Here is a 17,415-nt window from a genome sequence, read left to right as displayed (position 1 = left end):
GTATCAACATTGCACCGCTTATAGGTGAAATTGCCCCCTGCTACGACTAGTGTCGCGAATGATAATCCTAGCTGCTTATCCGCCGCCACTGTAATAGGGGAAACTAAAGACAAACGTAGCTACTTTTCCGTTACCGTCAGCAGTAATAGCCCACACTTTCAGGGTGTGTCCACTACCGGTTTCTAGATCGCTGATAGCTGCTTTTAGGTCATTAGGTCCACGTGTAGTTTCACCATTCAACCCATTACCGGTGTGCTTACATGAAATGTCTGTTCCAGCAGCTTCCAAGCAGTATCCATACCGTTGTATGGCAATCCCTTGCTCTTTGGCTTTTTGCCACTCGATCAGGACATCGCCGGTGTCTCCGTTAGGGTCCTGTGACGAACTAATATTTTGTGGAGCGCCCGGTAATTGCGGTTTTGTCACCGTCACAACGTTTTCAACGATCGGGCTTGATCCTTGCTCGTTCATGCTACGAGCTTCTACTCGTACATCTTTTGAATCTGCGTCGCCAAAATCGTTGACCGAGAATGGTGGGATGGTCCCCTTCACGTCTTTCCATGCACCCCCATCAATCCGATATTGATGAGTAGCAGTTAAGCCGCCTTCATTTCGAGGAGTAACCGTAATGTTGTACGTTCCAGAATATGTTGGGGCACTTACAGAAAGAGTCGGAGCCTGTGGCTTCGTTACAGGGGTTCCCCCGTTAAGGCGTGTCCAGCCTGAACATGCGCCTCGCTCATTGCATGCACGCACATCGTATCCGCCAGTTGGTTGCCCAACAGGCAGATTCTCAACAATATAGCTTGTCCCGGACACCTTAGCGGCAACATCTTTTATCTCGTAATAAGCAATTGCTAGTCCTTTACCGCCAGTATCGGTAGGAACGCCCCATCCCAAAGCGAGCGCTCCACCTTGAGCGTACGAACGGGAAGGAACCACAGATGTAGCGTTTGCTTGCGGAGCACTAGGGGCCGTAAACGACGAAATTGTCTCTGATATTCCTGGTTCAGATTGGCCCGCACGGTTACGTGCCCGAACAGCGAACTTGTAGTCGACACCGTTTTGCGCATCCGAGAATGTCCATGACGTTGTTGATGCGTCAAACTTTTTGCTTGTCACTTCAGTATTGCCGTCAAGAACGACCAAACTGTAACCCGTAATCGGGTCGCCATTTGCGCCATTTGAGTTCCAAGAAACCTGTATTTGGCGGCCCAGCGGTGTGTCGCTAGGAAGTTTGGCAGAAACAGTTGGGGCTGCTGGCGGCCCTGCGGGAATAACAGATTCTGAATACGCGCTCCATGGCCCTGCACCGTTACCTGTGTTCGCAGAGTTCACGGCTCGAACACGCACCATATATGCGGTGCCGTTCTTAGCCCCTGTAAGAGTCGTTGAGGTACTCGTAACAGATTTCGTTGTTGTTCCTTCACCATTCAGACCTGGCGAAACTTCCACAATGTACGACGTAATTGGCGAGCCATCATTTTGAGGTTGAGTCCAGCTAGCCTCAATCCGTTGATCTCCACCCTCAACGGTTGGACGTTCAGGGGCAAGTGGAAGCACGTCAGGAACGATTTCTGCGCTAAGCGCTGACTCTGGCGAATGACCAACAGCGTTACGGGCAGCAACAGTAAACCTGTAGGGAGTGCCGTTATTAAGCCCACTAAATTCACATGTTGTGGTCACACATGTTATGGATTTACCGCCTGGTTGTGCAGTAACTCGATAGTCCAAAACAGGCGTTCCATTAGAGTTCGGTGCGTCCCATGCAACGGTGACGGTGCGGTTCGTGGGGTTAGATACGCGAGGCGCTGATGGGGCATCTGGTTCTTTACGAACAGTCACTTCCACGACACCTTCAACGTTACGGTTGACGTCGTTCAGAGCGTCCGTGACCACATATGCGATTTTCATCGTTCCAGAGAAGTCTTCTGGCGGAACAATGGTGATGTTTTTTCCATCTGTACTGGTCAGTCCGCCCACACTTTCAGTAAGGTTTCGGGCACGCACCACACGCAATCCCTTACCGACAGGGTCTACTGCTCCTTGCAACGCATTGAGTGTTGTCGCTTTTCCGGCGCTTGCTACCACCACATGATCGTTAACGATGGGGAGAGCTTTTGTAGAAGCAACGACTTCGAAGGGCACAGTCACAGCTAAAGTTCCAGCTAGCCCATAACTCACGGTAAGCGACACATTACCTTTTGTGCCTCGCGGTAAGGAGGCTGGCGCTTGAACCGTAAGGATAGACCCACTAATCGAGGTCGTGAAGCCTGAAGTAGGGGCACTCGAAAGCCTATAACCATAGGATTCATCGGCGGTACCACTTGGGGCTTTCGTGAATTCGCCAAGATCAACGGATACTGGTTCGTCGCCTTGTGGAACTTGAATAACTGTTGGTGAAAATGTTGGTTGGAAGCCGTCTTCTGGGAACACGGTGATAGGAATCGTCAAGATTGATGACTTGCCTGTTTCGTCTGGGGTGTCCCACACCTCAAAAGAAATTGCTGCGGTTCCCTCGTATCCACGTTTTGATGTGAACTGTAATGTTTCTTCGTCAACCACCAGCGACGAGCCATCGCTGTGTTGTGCTTTAACACTTGAGGCGTCCAATATGTGCGGTGTCTTACCGGGGCCAACCTGCACAAATTCAGTCAATGGGATAAGCAGTTCGCCACCGCTAGCAACTTTTAATGCTCGTGCTTTTGGACGTAATACTGGCGGGAAATCGCCGAGCGCTGGCACGGAAATAAAAGCGTAAGTGTAGGCTTTCCCGTCCGATTTTTTATTTGTTAGTTTGAACGGAATCGTTTGGGCGGTTTTACCGAGAGTGACAAGAACTTTACGTTCTCCAGTCACAGAAGCGTTCCCTGCATGGCTTGCTGGAATTGAAATGTCTAAATCGCTGAGTGGCCCTGAAGGGTTTTCTGCAACAGCAAGTACGTCAACTTCCGCAGATATTTTGTCAGCAACTTCATGCGGTGCAACCACAATATCTTTTGCTACAGGCTGCGAAATGACAGCTTCGTCGCTCACGCGCACCCGAAGCACAGCTGTAGCGGTGCCTCCAACAGTGTTACGCACGGTATATGGGATGGAAATTGTTCCGCTTGCATCCTCAGGAACTTTTACAACAACACGTTTTTCGTTGACTTCGACGTCGGCTTGGGTGACTCCGATAATGGGGTCAACCGTCAGATCGAGTCCTGATGGGTCAACGTCGTTACGTGTTACACGTACTTCAACCGTTGTGCCAGGTTGCACTGTTACTTCGTCATCAGAAGCAACGATAGGTAAAGCATCTCGTGGTTTTTCCACGATTCCCACACGGACGGTTCCTAGCGCACGCTGTCCAGTCCAGTCCTCAACCGCATACGTAAAAGTATCGGTTCCTTTACCGGTGAGGCTTGCCGTGTATTCAATCCAGTCGGCGCCTACCGCGCTGACATATCCTTGCGATGGCAGGACGTCTCCTTGGCCAAGGAGTGTGACGCCATCTCCGTCAACGTCTATTCCAGTGAGTGGCGTATAAATACGAATAGTTTCGCCTGCATACGCACGTGCGGTTATGCGTTTAGGTGTTGGTGGCGCTTTGGTTTCTGGCGTTGACTCATGGATGCTGACGTTGAGTGTGCCCACCGCTGTGTTTCCGGCAGAATCTTCTACAACAAAATGTGTTTGTGTTGTGCCAGTTGTGTCGGGGGCCTGATAACGCAGTACATCGCCTGAGACGAACAGCAGGCCTTGGTCCGCAGGTAACGGTTCTGGTAATTCTTGAGAAAGTTTCACTGTGTCGCCGTCTGCGTCTGAAACATAATCAAGCACGGGAATCGTGACAACCCCACCAGCACGAACGGTCACATCGATGGGTTTTATTTCGGGTGCCCGTTGGTCAACGGAAGGTTCGACGGGAGTGACAAGAATTGTTCCTCGTGATGTCGCATACCCGTTATCGACGAAGTAGTGAATCACTTCGGGTTTATCGATGCTGATCCCGGATTCGATTTTGACATACCGGTGTTCGATGACGCCCACGCTCAATCGTGAATCTTCTTCTAATTCGATTCCGGTAAGAACCATTACCCCACCGTTGGGGTCAAAATCGTTTGCAAGTGGGGCAACAGTGACTTCTCCGCCTGCGGGCAGGAGTGCTACATCAGAGACTGCAACCGGCCCTAAAGGTTCTTCTGGCCATTCGCGCACATCGATGCGTGCGAGTGCTGTAACTGTGTGAGGTGAGGAAACAAGTGTGAGGTTAACGTAGTAGCTTCCTGGGGTGGGAGCCGAGAAGGTAAATGTTCCAGAGTCTAAATCAGGTGCGATTGAGGTTCCGGCTACTTCGTCTACTGCTGCCAGTCGCACGGGTTCAGTTGAACGATTCTTTACCGCCGATAGTACGTCTATTTCGACGGGTGAGGAAACGTGCGCTACCCGGTGGATTGGGTTAACGGTTGGGGCCAGGGTGCCGGCTGCTCGTACGTCGACGGTTAGTGTTGCCGGTATCGAATCTGTTCCGTCAGAAACAACTAACGCTACTTTTTTTGGTCCAGTGTCTGTCGAATCAGCAATGTAGGTGAGCATTCCGTCTTTGCGGAAGCGGACAGTTCCTTGGCCTTGTTCAACACGTGCAGATTCTAGGACGAGTGGGTCGCCGTCTGGGTCACGAAAGTTTGCGAGCGCATTGTGTGAGAGGGTTGCGCCCTGCTCAATTTCGGCTCGTGACTTACGCAGTTCAACGGGTGCTTGGTTTGATTCTTGATCACTGACTTCGATGGTGACGGTGGTTGTTGATGGCGGGTTTTTTCCCCGTCCGTCAGTAATTGTGTAAGTAAATTCCGCAGTTCCCGTTGCGCCGCGGGCTACATCGATTTGTAAGCCACGCCCGTTGTTAATGAGTTGTACTTGCCCAAAACTTTCTGGCACGGAGGTGTTTTCCGTGATAGCAATGATTCCGCATTGCCCTGCCGAATCATTGTTGAGCACGTCAAGAGGGGTGGTTCGTCCTGCGCGTACGCCAAAATGATCTTTTTTAGCTGGGGGGCGCGGTCGGATTCCACGCATTGGGTGGTGTCCTGCTGGGCAGGGTTTTGGTTTTCTGATTCTTCTGGCTCGCTTTTTTCTTCGTGCGGCGCCTTAATGTCTTTCCAGTTTGGTTCTTCGCTTTGTGGAACTTGTTCTGGCAGCCAAACTCGACCTGCTGCGGTGTCGTTCAGCATGATGATTTTACGGTTGACACGGAACTTCAACATGGAAAGTTCCGACACGTCTTCTAAGGTTTGTGGCTGGTCTGGGTTTTGGTTGTCGCTTGTGCCGTCGCGTCCACATAGTTGCGCATAGTTGTTTGTTGAACTTGACCATGCCGCGTATGCGCATCCGGCGTTCCACACGGGTCGAGTTGGGCGCCCATTTGCGCCTTCAACAAGTCGCGTTGTTTTTCCGGATTCTATATTGACGGCCAGTAAGGAACGGTCTGTTGCAACAAGTACTTCTCCGCGGGACTGCCCTGTCGTTTGTACAACGGCTTGGTTTCCGTATTCGTTCAATGGAACAGATACGTCTTGGGTATACAAAGTGTCGTTAGCGACGAGCACTGGTGTTTCACCAAGAGTGGTAAGTACGGGAAGGCCGGCAGGGTTGTCACTTAGGGAGAGGCCTTGTGCGTCTTTAAGCGGGTAGGGCTCAGCTTCTTGCGTGATGACGCCATCTTTGTTGTGCAGCGTGTGGATGAGCCCTGTGCCGGGGTCAAATGCGTAGGCAGTGCCTGAACGTGACACTGACACAACTGTGCCGTCGGAAAGATCTAAAGTTGGCGGGGTGTCTTGGGTGAAGGTGTCGAGCACGTCACCGTCCATGACCCAGACGCGTCCTTCAACGTCCGCAACTGCAAGCGTGTTCGCGTGCATGGCAACGGCTGCTTTGGCGGGTATTTGCGCTGTCTGCGTATATGCCATGGTGGCAGGGTCTACGCGTGACAAAGTTGATGGTTCAAGCGCAAAGATGTCTTCTTTGTCTTGCAGCACATCAAAAGAATTAACTTTGGTGACGACTCCACCGTTAAGTTCTTTTACTTTGGCGTTGTAGCGCCCCACTTTTAAATCTTTTGAATTTGTCACCCACACTGCACCGTCGTTAAGTTCAACTTCGGAGATCGTGACACCGGGGTTAATAAGAGCGAGCGTAGCTAGGACCGCGGGGACAGAAATTCCGGCAATGAGCGATGTTGCTTTAGGCCGATTCCGTAAAGTGAGCGCACTCGATCCGCGCCGTGCCTGTTGCTGTCGTGTGGCACGTGCAAGATTTCGGGTGCGAAACAGTCTCACTAACTGCACTCCCTTGTTGGGGTGTGAGACACCTTTCCATTTGATCGGACCAGTGACACTTCAACGCATACACGCTGTGCTTCGTCTTGTCTCGGCACAACGACGAACCTGTCTGTGGTTCGAGTTGCTGCTGTTGTCGTGTCAACGTCAACTACTCGCCACACGAATGCGTCACCGTCTTGCGGCTCCGGGTTCACCCATGTGAACCGTACTGCGGTAGGAGTTGACTCAGCGACTTTTAGATCAGTAACAGCAGGAACGGATGCAGTATCTGGCCCTTGGATCTCATTTCCAGAGGTCTCGTGGGTTGTTGGTTGCGGTAGGGGCTCTTGGCTGAGTCCTTGTAGACCTATGTAAACCATAATTCCTACCAACACGAGAATGCTAGCAAATGATATGAACAACGCGGTTCTTTTGCCCGCTTTTCGGCTTTCTAGGTCGGCTTCTCGTCGTTTTGCGTAAAAGTATCCGTTTGATCCTGTGGTTTCATCAAACTGTTTCACGTCAAGTTGCGCTTCGGCTTCGCGTTGCGCCGCTACTGCTGACCATGTGGGCAGCGCTTCAGATTCTGGAACCGAGAGTTCTGGAACCGCTAGTTCTCTGTCTGCGTGAATTGTTGTGACTGGACGCAAACGGGTTTCAATGTCTGCTGCGGTAGGTTCGTGGGCCGCGTTTTCGGGGTCGACTGAGAGGATCCCGCGCAGGTTTGTTGCTTCGTCGTCGGCGTCAGTTGGACTCTGCTCTGTGGGAGGCGGCGGCACCGCAGGTAACGCTGGTGCGAAAGCAGCAGGGCTGCCAGCGCTAGGCGATTGAGCAGACGAAGACTCTTGGCCACGCACAACGGTTAAGGACCGCTCCGAACCGGATTCGGGTCGCGCGGCTGAGCTGGCTTGCCCTGAATGTGCTGATGTTTGATATCGCACTGGCCCCATGTCTGTGACGTCGATGCCTGTGACAGGGAGCTGCATTTCGCGTTCAATGTTTTGCAACGCGTGCGCAAAACCTAGCGCACTAGAAAAGCGGTGTTCTGGCTCTTTTGACATTGCGCGCGCCAATACCGTGTGTAATTCGTGTGGCACATCCACACGGTCCACGGGACGCAATGGGTCGCGTTCAATTCGTGTTATGAGTTCAACTGGCGAATTGGATTGGCCTTTTATTTCGTATGGTGACCGCCCTGCAAGCAAGGAATACAAAGTTGCTGCAAGCGAATAAACGTCTGAACGTGCATCGCCGTATGGGTCATCGTGCAAAAGTTCTGGTGGCGCCCACGGAATAGACATTCCTGATGCCATGAGAGTTCCACCAACGGTTCCTGCTATGCCGAAGTCGGTGAGGGCCGGCCAGCCAAAGTCCGTTGCCAAAATATTTGCGGGTTTAATGTCTCGGTGTAGCACGCCTAACCGGTGCGCGGTCTCGACTGCGGATGCAACGCGGATACCGGTACGTAATGTTTCCGCTACAGAAATGCGTTCGTTGCGGAAGCGTGCGCCAAGGCTCGGTTTGGCACAGTATTCCATGACAAAGTACGGGCGACCATCACTAGCGATAGCAGCTTGGTGAATCGTTACGATAGAAGGGTGCTGTGACAGCCCCGCCATAATGTTTGCTTCAGTAAAAAACGATTCGCGCGCACCAGCATCTAGCGATGTGGATAACAGTACTTTTACGGCCACGGAACGACGCGGGAAGTCTTGCCGGTATTCAAATACGTCGGCAAACCCACCCATGCCGAGGAGTCCAACATATTCGAATCCGGGAATCTTGGGCGGTAATGAGGGCTGCCGCCGCCCGTTCATCGCGGTTCCTCTAATTCGAAGGTGACGCCATCACCTAGATCCACAATGACGCCAGGGAAGATTTGAGTTGGCTCGTCTGGGTGGAGACGACGAGGCGTTGACCCTGGCTCCACGAGCAGTACCCCATTTGTGGAGTTGAGGTCGGTGACGAGTACAAAATCGCCTTCGATACGTACTTGTGCGTGGGTGCGCGAAACATCGTTGTTTGGGCTTGCGACGTTTACGAGGCGTGGCAGGTCTCGCATTGAGAGCCTGCCGGCTTCTGGCGCCCGGCCAATGAGCACGGTTCGATCCAGCGGGATTCGTACACCGTTCGATAAACGAATGGCTGGAACGCCTACGGGACGGTCTGCGAGTATTGGCTCGTTCGGTAGCGGTAAATCAGCGTTGTTTTCCATCGCGGCACGATATTCGACGAGGTCGTTTGTGAGTACTGTCGACTGGTTGTCATCGAGTGCGGGAAGAATTTCTGTCGCGGCACCGGAATCGATAGGGCGTAAGACTCGTGCTGCTGCGTCGGCTATGTTGCTTTGCGGAATTCCGGGTATAGCTGGGGCTAACGGTGCTAGCGGTTCGGCTATAGCGCTTGCAGGGCTGTGGGTACTTAGTGGTTCAAGTATTTGAGTCTTTGCCTCATACGCCGACATTTGTTCTTGCAGATTTGGTTCATGCGGTGCTGGCTCGTGTACGGCCAGTTCAGGCACAACTGGTTCAAGGTGTTCAGGTTCGTGCGGCTCTGGCTCGTGTATGTCTTCGCTTGGGGCGTCCTGAACTGGCTCGTCTTTGTATTCGTCGGCGAGGAGTTCTTGCAGGCTGGGCACTTCTTGCGAGAACAAGCTGATTTCTGGTGAGGATGCGGAAAAGCTCGTGCGGTGCGCTCTCGTAGTCTTCTGAAATTTCTGGGATACCGCCGGGAAGGGTCAGCGCGCCTGGAGAAACCGCTGACATTGCAGATGCCGCAGTACTACCCGAGGCGGTGTGTCCAACGCGGGCAGCGACTGCTTCGCTCAAGGCTTGGGCGTCTGCGTCTGGAGTTAACTCCACTTCAGCGATAGCACCAGTTTCGGAGGCTTCTACTGCGTTCATGGGCTGGTCTGGGTCGTCCCAGCCCAGCGAGCATATAACGGATACGCGGCTCACACCTGATGCAAGATAGAACTCTTCTGTTCCACGCACGGTCAACCCTGGCACACCTCGTATGCAGAACTCAGCGGCTGGAAGTTCTGCATATTCGCGCCATGTTGCGGCACCTTCAGAATCAACGGAGGAGTATCGTCCGTCATGGTTGAGTAGCAGCACACTGAAGTTTCCACGCACGATAACGTGTAACGCATTTTTCAGGCCGTGAACTATCGCAAATTCGGGCATTTCTTCGAGGCCGCCTTGGGCCAAGGTGGAAATCGCTTTTTGGATGCCTCGTTCTGATGCGAGCGCATGCCATAGGTGTACGCCTAGTTCTTTGCTGATTTCTGGTTGTCCGTGCTGGGGTCTAAGCACAATGAATGTGTTGTCACGTGCGACGGTCACGAGGTTTCCATGTCCGATACGACACATCATCATGGGGTTAGCTCCTTGCATGGCGTGGGAGCGTTCTACTGAACGGCTCTAGTAAATCTACGTGAGTGTCATCCATTGAGGGAATAGCACTGATGGGTCCGGTGCTTTCTTGGATGTGTCCTGCAGCGAATCCGACTACATCACTTGTTACGACTACAACTGTAACGTTGTCGCGCCCGCCTGCTTCTACTGCGGCTTGGACGAGTCTGTCTGCTGCTGCTTGTGGGTTTGGTGCGTGTGCCCAAATATCAACGATTTCTTGGTCTTGAAGTTCGTCACATAGGCCGTCGGAGCACAGGAGGATTTGGTCGCCGGCTTCGACTGGCAGCATCCAATAGTCGGGTTCTGGGTTGGTGACTGTTTCTAATGCTTTGGTAATAACGTGGCGTTCTACGTGCTGTGATGCTTGTGTGCGTGACACGACGCCGGCTTCGACGAGTTCTTGTACGACGGAGTGGTCGACGGAGATTTGCGTCATGGATTCTCTGTTGGTGTTGAGTTTGTAGGCGCGTGAGTCTCCGAGGTTGAACAGGAGCCAGTATGGGGCGCCGTCTTGGAGGGTGAGTGCCACTCCACACACGGTAGTGCCACCGAGGCCTTCGGTGAGTGTGTTTTTTAGTCTTTGAGATGCGCGCTGGAAGCATGCGTCTACGAGTTCTGGGACGATTACTGAGTATTCACATAGTTTGGAGAACTCGTCGATTGCTATTGCGCTCGCTAAGTCGCCTCGTTTGTGTCCGCCCATGCCGTCTGCGACGACGAATATTGGTAGTGACGCAAGGTAGGAGTCTTCGTTGACTCGTCGCTTGCGTCCACTGTTTGTTGCGGCCCCCCACGCCTGCTCCATGGACGTCTCCTAGTACTGAAGTTCTATTTTCACCGAGAATTGACCAAACAGGATGGTTGTTCCTGCAGTGAATCGCACTTTTTGGTCTGCTGCGCAAATGATTTGTTGTCCGTCTGGCAGCGTGACGACAGTTCCGTTTGTCGAGTGTTTGTCTACGACGTATGGTCCTGCTGCGTCTACTCCGATGAGCATGTGGGTTTTTGAGACTGTGCGCAATGGGTCGCTGAGCACCACAAGATTGCAGTTGTTGTCTTCTTCGGGGAGATGGGGGTTGCGTCCGACGAGGGTAGGGGCGGTGAGTGCGTACCTGTTTCCGTCGCTAAAGGTCATGGCGTAACGCATGGGCTGTGTGGTGTCTGAGATGACGCTCAGGTGTGCATCGTGTGTCATGACCGTCCTGCTGCTGGTGCTTTCGGTTTTGCCGTGTTCCGTGAGAAAACCGTTGTTCTGTGCGCAGATTCTCTCATAGGCGCCTTAACGGAGGCGATAGGGTTATGTTCTGTGCGGCGCTTAGCCTTTCTGGTTGTTTCGGCCGTTTTGCCCGTATGCCAGTGTGTGGCAAACGGAAGTTTTTTTCTTTTTATTTTATTTTGCGACGAGCTTTTGTCGCCTTTCCAACAACATCGGCGCTCAATCCACAAGAACCGAGGACGGGCACAACTCCCCATAAAAACACGACTGCAGCTTGGTTGTCGTCTAAAAAATTCGCCCCTCGAGTCTCACCTGTAAAGACCCTCATTTCAATAGCGAGCTTCCCTCCGAATGCAATATGTGAAAAGATGTTCATATATTCAATAGTTAGTGAAGGAACACAATGGCACACGATCACGGTCACACACACGTATCGGCTTCGTCTGGGGCACGGCATAAACGCCCACTCGCAATAGCTCTTGGGCTCACAGCATCGTTTATGTTCGTTGAGCTCATAGTCGGCTTCTCTATTGGTTCGCTTGCCCTCATTTCTGATGGCGCACATATGGGAACCGACGTCTTGGGACTTGGCATGGCCTACTTAGCAATTAGTTTCGCCAGCAAAGCCGCCACCAGCGACCGCACCTTCGGCCTCTACCGCCTAGAAGTCCTCGCCGCCCTCGCAAACGGCTTACTCCTCTTCGGAGTAGCCGGATACGTCCTCTACGAGGCCTACCAGCGTTTCAACGAGCCTTCAGCAATACCCAGCCTGCCGCTCCTCGTTACAGCCGTCATTGGACTCGTCATCAACATCATCAGCTTTCGACTCCTCGCAGCAGGCTCCAAAGAATCCATCAACCTCAAAGGAGCAAGCCTCGAAGTCCTCGGTGACCTCATCGGTTCCATTGGAGTCATCATCGGCGCTGTACTGCTTTACTTAACTCAATGGCAATGGATTGATCCAGCCATTGGCATAGCCATTGGCCTATTTATTCTGCCTCGCACGTGGAACCTCATGCGCCAAGCCCTACGCATCCTGTTAGAAGCAGCACCCAAAGACCTCGACGTCGATGCACTACGCACCCGAATCTCCGAGCTAGACGGAGTAGCAGAGATCCACGATCTACACGTATGGACGATCACCTCTGGAATCGTCAGCGCATCAGGACACGTCGTCACCGAACAAAACCACGAGACGTCGCACGTATTACACTCAATTTTGTCTCTGCTGAGAGACGACTACGGGATCACTCACGCAACGTTCCAATGCGAACCCGGCACCCCACTATGCGGCCAGGAAGAATCGATCATCTAATGCACAAGCCCCCACCCAGCGTTGAACATCTCCACGATTCCATTCCAGACGATCACACCGTCTTACACATGGCAGATATCTTCTCGCTGCTGGGCGATCCAGGCCGAATACGCATCCTCGCTGCTCTGCTTAATGGCAGCCTCCGCGTACGCGATCTTGCCGCGGCAACGCACCAAAGCCAATCAAGCGTTTCGCATTCCCTACGGCTCCTGCGCGCACATCATGTGGTCACAGCGCAACGCAATGGCCGTGAAGCACACTACGAACTCGCCGACCAGCATGTGCGTGAGCTGTTAGAACTCGCGCTTGCGCATATCGCACACGAGGATCACGATCACTAATCAGTAACAAGCCATGGTGGCATAACACCGCTCGTCACGGACTGCGAGGTTCCAGAAACACGCAGTCCGTGCATGCCACCATCTACAGCCAACAACACGCCTGTTGTTGCCGTCGCCAACGGCGAAGCTAAGTAGCATATTGCGTGCGCGACTTCCTCTGGCATAACCATTCGGCCTGTCGCTTGGCGTTCTTCCATACGACGCAGTTCATGAACAGGGTCATCTGCAGCATTCACATGGCCTCTGATCATTGTGGTGTCAACGGTTCCAGGGTTAACTGCATTAACGCGGATGCCTTGACGGACATAATCCGCTGCCATGGAAAGAGTAAGCGCTTGGACGGCTCCCGCCGCAGCCTGATAAATTGCTCGATCCAAAATACCCGCCGACCCCGCAATAGAACCGACGTTGACGATGGCACCGTGGCGTGATTCCTTCAAGAAAGGTAAAGCAGCGCGTGAAACTCGCACTACACCTAAAACGTTAACGTCAAGCACGCGTGTCCAGTCTTCGTCGAGGTTGTCTTCTACTCGACCACGCGCACTAATACCAGCATTGTTCACTAAGATATCGATGCCGCCTAGGGTGTTTGCGGCAGCCGCGACACCAGCGCGCACAGCATCGTCGTCGCTGACATCCGCGATAACAGGGTGAGCGCCAAGCGGTACAGTATCGCCTACGCGATCAAGACAAACGACTTCTGCTCCGCGCTGCAACAACGCGGTAACGGTTGCAGCGCCTATTCCGCTTGCCCCTCCAGTGACGATTGCTCGTAGTCCATCAAATTCCTGCATTCTGCCACCTTCTTCACACCGCCCGCATCAGGGCCTTCCGATATGTCCCACATTCACCTTCTCCCTTGTCAACGGTGTGCGCAACCACACGGATTATTACGTGCTCTGTGTGCTCACCTGTTGGACAATGGACGAATGGATAGCCCGAAACCTGCTGCACGCGTCATTCTTTTAACTGGGCCTTCAGGCTCTGGAAAGTCACGCCTTTCGCGCATTCTCGGCCTCCCCTCGGTCAATCTTGATGATTTTTATTTCGATTTTGATCATCCTGATTTGCCGCACAGGTTTGGCATCGTCGATTGGGATTCGCCACTCTCGTGGGATAGCGCTAGTGCTTACGAGGCACTCACCGCTTTGGTTACAACAGGGAAAAGCGACATACCGATCTACGATATTTCTACGTCCACCAGAACCGGCATGAGTCACGCTGATGTCTCTGGCGCCCCAGTTTTTATTGCTGAGGGAATCTTTGCGGCAGAGCTCATCGAGCGATGCGCTCAAGCAGGCTTTCTTGCCGATGCTCTCTGTATCACACGGCCTCGCGTGCAGACCTTTTGGTTTCGGCTCATGCGTGATCTTTCTGAATCACGTAAACCGCCGCTCACTCTTGTGCGACGAGGATGGGGCCTCATGCGGGAAGAACCTCAACAGGTCGCTCATTGGGTTGGGCTGGGTTGTACGCCCGTGAATGTACAGCAGGCTGCTGCTCGCATTCGGGCTCATTCTCAGTGAAGCAACCCCTAGAAGAAATATACCCCTGGGGGTATATTGTTTGGTACTGACTTCTAGGAGACTCCTTTGCCAACATCACACGCACACCCCATAACACTCACCGCACGCACCGCATTCGCGGCAACCGCACTAGCAGCACTCACCGCATTAACAGGATGCGCAGAAACCTCAAACACTCCAACGCAAGAATCAACAGTAGCCGCCACCCCCTCAGCACAAACCCACGGCCACGTTGATGTCACCTCATTCATGGAGTACGTAAACACACCAGATACCGTCGTCATTGACGTACGCACCGCAGAAGAATTTGCGCAAGGCCACTTACCCGGCGCTCTCAATATCGATGTAAACGCGGCCGACTTCAACACCGCAATAAACACGCTAGACCCGACGCAAACATATGCGCTGTACTGCCGCTCAGGAAACCGCTCACAGGTAGCACAAGACCTTATGCTCAAAAAGGGTTTCACCAACACGGTAGGACTCACCGGCGGAGTAGGCGCTCTCCCCACTGACTCACTCGTCACAAACTAATACACATAAAGGGGTTGGGCTGCCAGTATTGGCAGCCCACCCCCTTTATGTGTGTGGAGTTCTACTTTTCGGTAGAAACCTGCGGAAGATCTTCAACCTTAACGGCTTCTCCCGATTCCAACGCGGGAACAGTCACAGACTTGCGCTGGTCTTTAGGCTCCGCAGTAAACGTAAATTCACCAAGCAGGCCGTCACCTTGCGCGTCTACAACAATGACCTCACCTGCATGGAATTCACCGAAGAGCAGCTTCTCAGACAAGACATCCTCAATGTCGCGTTGCAATGCGCGGCGTAGCGGACGAGCACCCAAGACTGGGTCATATCCCTTATCTGCCAGCAACGCTTTAGCTGCTGGAGTAAGTTCAATAGCCAATGCTTTATCTGCCAGACGGGAATCAAGACGAGCAACCATCAAGTCAACGATCTGCAAGATCTCATCGCGAGACAATTGTGGGAAGACGATAACGTCATCAACACGGTTCAAGAACTCTGGGCGGAAGTGCTGCTTCAGTTCTTCGTTCACCTTGGACTTCATACGCTCATACGACGTTGTTGGGTCGTTTGATGCGTTAAATCCAACCTGAACGCCCTTCGCAACATCCTTAGAGCCAAGGTTCGTGGTCATGATGATCACGGTGTTCTTAAAGTCAACGATGCGACCTTGAGAATCGGTGAGGCGTCCCTCTTCAAGGATCTGTAGCAACGAGTTGAAGATATCTGTGTGGGCCTTTTCCACCTCGTCGAACAGAACAACGGAGAACGGCTTACGACGAACCTTCTCAGTGAGTTGACCGCCCTCGTCATACCCGACATAACCTGGAGGGGCACCGAACAGACGCGAAGCAGTGTGCTTTTCACCGTACTCGGACATATCCAATTGGATGAGGGCGTCTTCGTCGTCGAATAGATATTCTGCGAGCGCCTTTGCCAATTCGGTTTTACCAACACCAGTTGGACCAGCGAAGATGAATGAACCACCTGGACGCTTCGGATCTTTCAAACCAGCACGGGTACGGCGGATCGCCTGCGACAGCGCTTTGATTGCGCGCTCTTGGCCGACAACACGCTTGTGCAGTTCGTCTTCCATCTTGAGTAGACGTGAGGACTCTTCTGCGTTGAGGCGTGTCACTGGAATTCCAGTGGACATAGCGAGAACTTCAGCGATGAGGTCTTCATCAACTTCAGAAACAGTGTCGAGGTCGCCTGCTTTCCACGCCTTTTCTTTCTCGGCGCGTTCGTTTGTCAGGTTCTTCTCTTTGTCGCGTAGTGCAGCTGCTTTTTCGAAGTCTTGCTCATCGATTGCTGATTCTTTTTCGCGACGTGCTTCAGCGATTTTTTCGTCAAGGTCGCGCAGTTCTGGTGGGGCAGTCATACGACGAATGCGTAGACGTGCACCAGCCTCATCGACGAGGTCGATTGCCTTGTCTGGCAGGTAACGGTCGTTGATGTAGCGGTCTGCGAGGGTTGCCGCTGCCACTAGTGCGTCGTCTGTGATGGAGACGCGATGGTGTGCTTCGTAGCGGTCACGTAAGCCTTTAAGGATTTCAATTGCGTGCGGCAGGGTTGGTTCTGCGACTTGGATGGGCTGGAAGCGGCGTTCTAGCGCAGGGTCTTTTTCAATGTGCTTGCGGTATTCGTCGAGCGTGGTGGCACCAACGGTTTGGAGTTCACCACGGGCAAGCATTGGCTTCAGGATTGAAGCCGCATCGATAGCGCCTTCTGCAGCACCTGCACCAACGAGCGTGTGGATTTCGTCGATGAATAGGATGATGTCACCGCGGGTGCGGATTTCTTTGAGGACCTTCTTCAGGCGCTCTTCGAAGTCACCGCGGTACCGGGAACCAGCAACGAGTGCACCAAGGTCGAGGGTGTACAGCTGCTTGTCCTTGAGGGTCTCTGGAACATCGCCGAGGACGATGTCTTGTGCAAGACCTTCAACGACAGCGGTTTTACCTACACCTGGCTCACCGATAAGGATTGGGTTGTTTTTTGTACGACGAGAGAGCACCTGCATGACGCGCTCGATCTCTTTTCCACGGCCAATGACCGGGTCCAGTTTGCCTTCGCGTGCGGCCTGAGTGAGGTTACGACCAAACTGGTCGAGCACGGCTGAGCCTGCTGGGGTTGGCTCGTTTGGCCCACCCGCAGATACTGGCTCTTTGCCTTGGTAGCCGGACAGCAGTTGGATAACTTGCTGGCGTACACGGTTGAGGTCTGCACCAAGCTTGGTGAGTACCTGCGCTGCTACGCCTTCACCTTCGCGGATGAGGCCGAGCAGGATGTGCTCGGTTCCGATGTAGTTGTGGCCAAGCTGAAGCGCCTCACGCAATGAAAGTTCGAGGACTTTCTTAGCGCGTGGGGTGAATGGGATGTGACCGCTTGGGGCCTGCTGTCCTTCACCGATGATTTCAGTAACTTGCGAGCGCACAGCATCGAGTGAAATCCCTAAGGATTCTAGTGCTTTAGCTGCTACACCTTCACCTTCGTGAATGAGACCAAGCAGGATGTGCTCGGTTCCGATGTAGTTGTGGTTGAGCATCCGAGCCTCTTCTTGGGCTAGGACAACCACCCGACGGGCTCGGTCTGTAAATCTCTCAAACATTGTGCGCTCCTCACGAGTGCTGACCCTAATCCCTGCGGGGAGCCGGAGGGCAAAGGCTTACTTATGTACGACTCTAGTAGGAACAAACCCGCCAAGTCGCACTGATATGCCCATGTTCGCCAGCGGCGTGATGGATACGTTCTCCTTGCGCGAAACTCACCCT

Annotated in this window: 13 protein-coding genes; 4 read left to right on the top strand and 9 right to left on the bottom strand. The window is 53.1% G+C overall.

Annotation, left to right across the window (positions count from 1 at the left end; translation table 11 throughout):
• Window positions 1-75: 75 nt before the first annotated feature.
• The 7 genes from ACR9EC_RS11120 to ACR9EC_RS11090 form a co-directional block, all read right to left on the bottom strand.
• Window positions 76-5,061: an Ig-like domain-containing protein gene (locus tag ACR9EC_RS11120; RefSeq protein ID WP_435299290.1), complete on the bottom strand. Its 4,986-nt coding sequence runs from the start codon at window positions 5,059-5,061 to the stop codon at window positions 76-78.
• Window positions 5,062-6,319: 1,258 nt separating this feature from the next.
• On the bottom strand, window positions 6,320-8,119 hold the full coding sequence (locus ACR9EC_RS11115; RefSeq protein ID WP_435299289.1) for a serine/threonine protein kinase: 1,800 nt from the start codon (window positions 8,117-8,119) through the stop codon (window positions 6,320-6,322).
• Window positions 8,116-8,940: an FHA domain-containing protein gene (locus tag ACR9EC_RS11110; protein WP_435299288.1), complete on the bottom strand. Its 825-nt coding sequence runs from the start codon at window positions 8,938-8,940 to the stop codon at window positions 8,116-8,118. The genes ACR9EC_RS11115 and ACR9EC_RS11110 overlap by 4 nt, the downstream gene beginning before the upstream one ends.
• Window positions 8,840-9,646, bottom strand: coding sequence for a hypothetical protein (locus ACR9EC_RS11105; RefSeq protein WP_435299287.1), 807 nt, complete (start codon window positions 9,644-9,646; stop codon window positions 8,840-8,842). The genes ACR9EC_RS11110 and ACR9EC_RS11105 overlap by 101 nt, the downstream gene beginning before the upstream one ends.
• A gap of 37 nt (window positions 9,647-9,683) precedes the next feature.
• Window positions 9,684-10,523: a PP2C family protein-serine/threonine phosphatase gene (locus tag ACR9EC_RS11100; protein WP_435299286.1), complete on the bottom strand. Its 840-nt coding sequence runs from the start codon at window positions 10,521-10,523 to the stop codon at window positions 9,684-9,686.
• 9 nt (window positions 10,524-10,532) lie between these two features.
• On the bottom strand, window positions 10,533-10,913 hold the full coding sequence (locus ACR9EC_RS11095) for an FHA domain-containing protein (RefSeq protein WP_435299285.1): 381 nt from the start codon (window positions 10,911-10,913) through the stop codon (window positions 10,533-10,535).
• A gap of 190 nt (window positions 10,914-11,103) precedes the next feature.
• Window positions 11,104-11,310, bottom strand: coding sequence for a hypothetical protein (locus ACR9EC_RS11090; RefSeq protein ID WP_435299284.1), 207 nt, complete (start codon window positions 11,308-11,310; stop codon window positions 11,104-11,106).
• A 27-nt stretch (window positions 11,311-11,337) separates the two neighbouring features.
• On the opposite strand from ACR9EC_RS11090, the gene ACR9EC_RS11085 reads away from it, so the two are divergent.
• Together ACR9EC_RS11085 and ACR9EC_RS11080 are read left to right on the top strand one after the other, a co-directional pair.
• On the top strand, window positions 11,338-12,249 hold the full coding sequence (locus ACR9EC_RS11085) for a cation diffusion facilitator family transporter (protein ID WP_435299283.1): 912 nt from the start codon (window positions 11,338-11,340) through the stop codon (window positions 12,247-12,249).
• Window positions 12,249-12,590 (top strand): ArsR/SmtB family transcription factor, encoded by a 342-nt coding sequence (locus ACR9EC_RS11080; RefSeq protein WP_435299282.1) that lies wholly within the window; start codon window positions 12,249-12,251, stop codon window positions 12,588-12,590. Before ACR9EC_RS11085 ends, ACR9EC_RS11080 begins: the two co-directional genes overlap by 1 nt.
• Here the strand turns inward: ACR9EC_RS11080 and ACR9EC_RS11075 are convergent.
• Window positions 12,587-13,384 carry an SDR family NAD(P)-dependent oxidoreductase gene (locus ACR9EC_RS11075; RefSeq protein ID WP_435299281.1) on the bottom strand — a complete coding sequence of 266 codons (798 nt, stop codon included), beginning with the start codon at window positions 13,382-13,384 and terminating at the stop codon, window positions 12,587-12,589. The genes ACR9EC_RS11080 and ACR9EC_RS11075 overlap by 4 nt on opposite strands.
• Before the next feature lie 135 nt (window positions 13,385-13,519).
• On the opposite strand from ACR9EC_RS11075, the gene ACR9EC_RS11070 reads away from it, so the two are divergent.
• Window positions 13,520-14,116, top strand: coding sequence for a uridine kinase family protein (locus tag ACR9EC_RS11070; protein ID WP_435299280.1), 597 nt, complete (start codon window positions 13,520-13,522; stop codon window positions 14,114-14,116).
• Window positions 14,117-14,182: 66 nt separating this feature from the next.
• Entirely contained in the window at window positions 14,183-14,650 is a 468-nt protein-coding gene (locus ACR9EC_RS11065) for a rhodanese-like domain-containing protein (RefSeq protein WP_435299279.1), read from the top strand.
• 61 nt (window positions 14,651-14,711) lie between these two features.
• Here ACR9EC_RS11065 and ACR9EC_RS11060 read toward each other — a convergent pair whose 3' ends face one another.
• The gene (locus tag ACR9EC_RS11060) at window positions 14,712-17,252 is read right to left on the bottom strand and encodes an ATP-dependent Clp protease ATP-binding subunit (RefSeq protein ID WP_435299278.1); all 2,541 of its coding nucleotides are present in this window, start codon (window positions 17,250-17,252) and stop codon (window positions 14,712-14,714) included.
• Between the last annotated feature and the right edge of the window lie 163 nt (window positions 17,253-17,415).

The sequence above is a fragment of the Timonella sp. A28 genome (genome assembly GCF_051200815.1).
Taxonomy (GTDB): domain Bacteria; phylum Actinomycetota; class Actinomycetes; order Actinomycetales; family Cellulomonadaceae; genus Timonella.
This window is presented reverse-complemented; position numbering and strand designations above follow the sequence as displayed.

Bases quoted from the DNA above. Each gene is read 5' to 3' on its own strand.
- ACR9EC_RS11070 (WP_435299280.1), top strand. From the start codon at position 13,520: ATGGATAGCCCGAAACCTGCTGCACGCGTCATTCTTTTAACTGGGCCT.
- ACR9EC_RS11100 (WP_435299286.1), bottom strand. From the start codon at position 10,523: ATGGAGCAGGCGTGGGGGGCCGCAACAAACAGTGGACGCAAGCGACGA.
- ACR9EC_RS11085 (WP_435299283.1), top strand. From the start codon at position 11,338: ATGGCACACGATCACGGTCACACACACGTATCGGCTTCGTCTGGGGCA.
- ACR9EC_RS11095 (WP_435299285.1), bottom strand. From the start codon at position 10,913: ATGACACACGATGCACACCTGAGCGTCATCTCAGACACCACACAGCCC.
- ACR9EC_RS11075 (WP_435299281.1), bottom strand. From the start codon at position 13,384: ATGCAGGAATTTGATGGACTACGAGCAATCGTCACTGGAGGGGCAAGC.
- ACR9EC_RS11115 (WP_435299289.1), bottom strand. From the start codon at position 8,119: ATGAACGGGCGGCGGCAGCCCTCATTACCGCCCAAGATTCCCGGATTC.
- ACR9EC_RS11120 (WP_435299290.1), bottom strand. From the start codon at position 5,061: ATGCGTGGAATCCGACCGCGCCCCCCAGCTAAAAAAGATCATTTTGGC.
- ACR9EC_RS11080 (WP_435299282.1), top strand. From the start codon at position 12,249: ATGCACAAGCCCCCACCCAGCGTTGAACATCTCCACGATTCCATTCCA.
- ACR9EC_RS11090 (WP_435299284.1), bottom strand. From the start codon at position 11,310: ATGAACATCTTTTCACATATTGCATTCGGAGGGAAGCTCGCTATTGAA.
- ACR9EC_RS11060 (WP_435299278.1), bottom strand. From the start codon at position 17,252: ATGTTTGAGAGATTTACAGACCGAGCCCGTCGGGTGGTTGTCCTAGCC.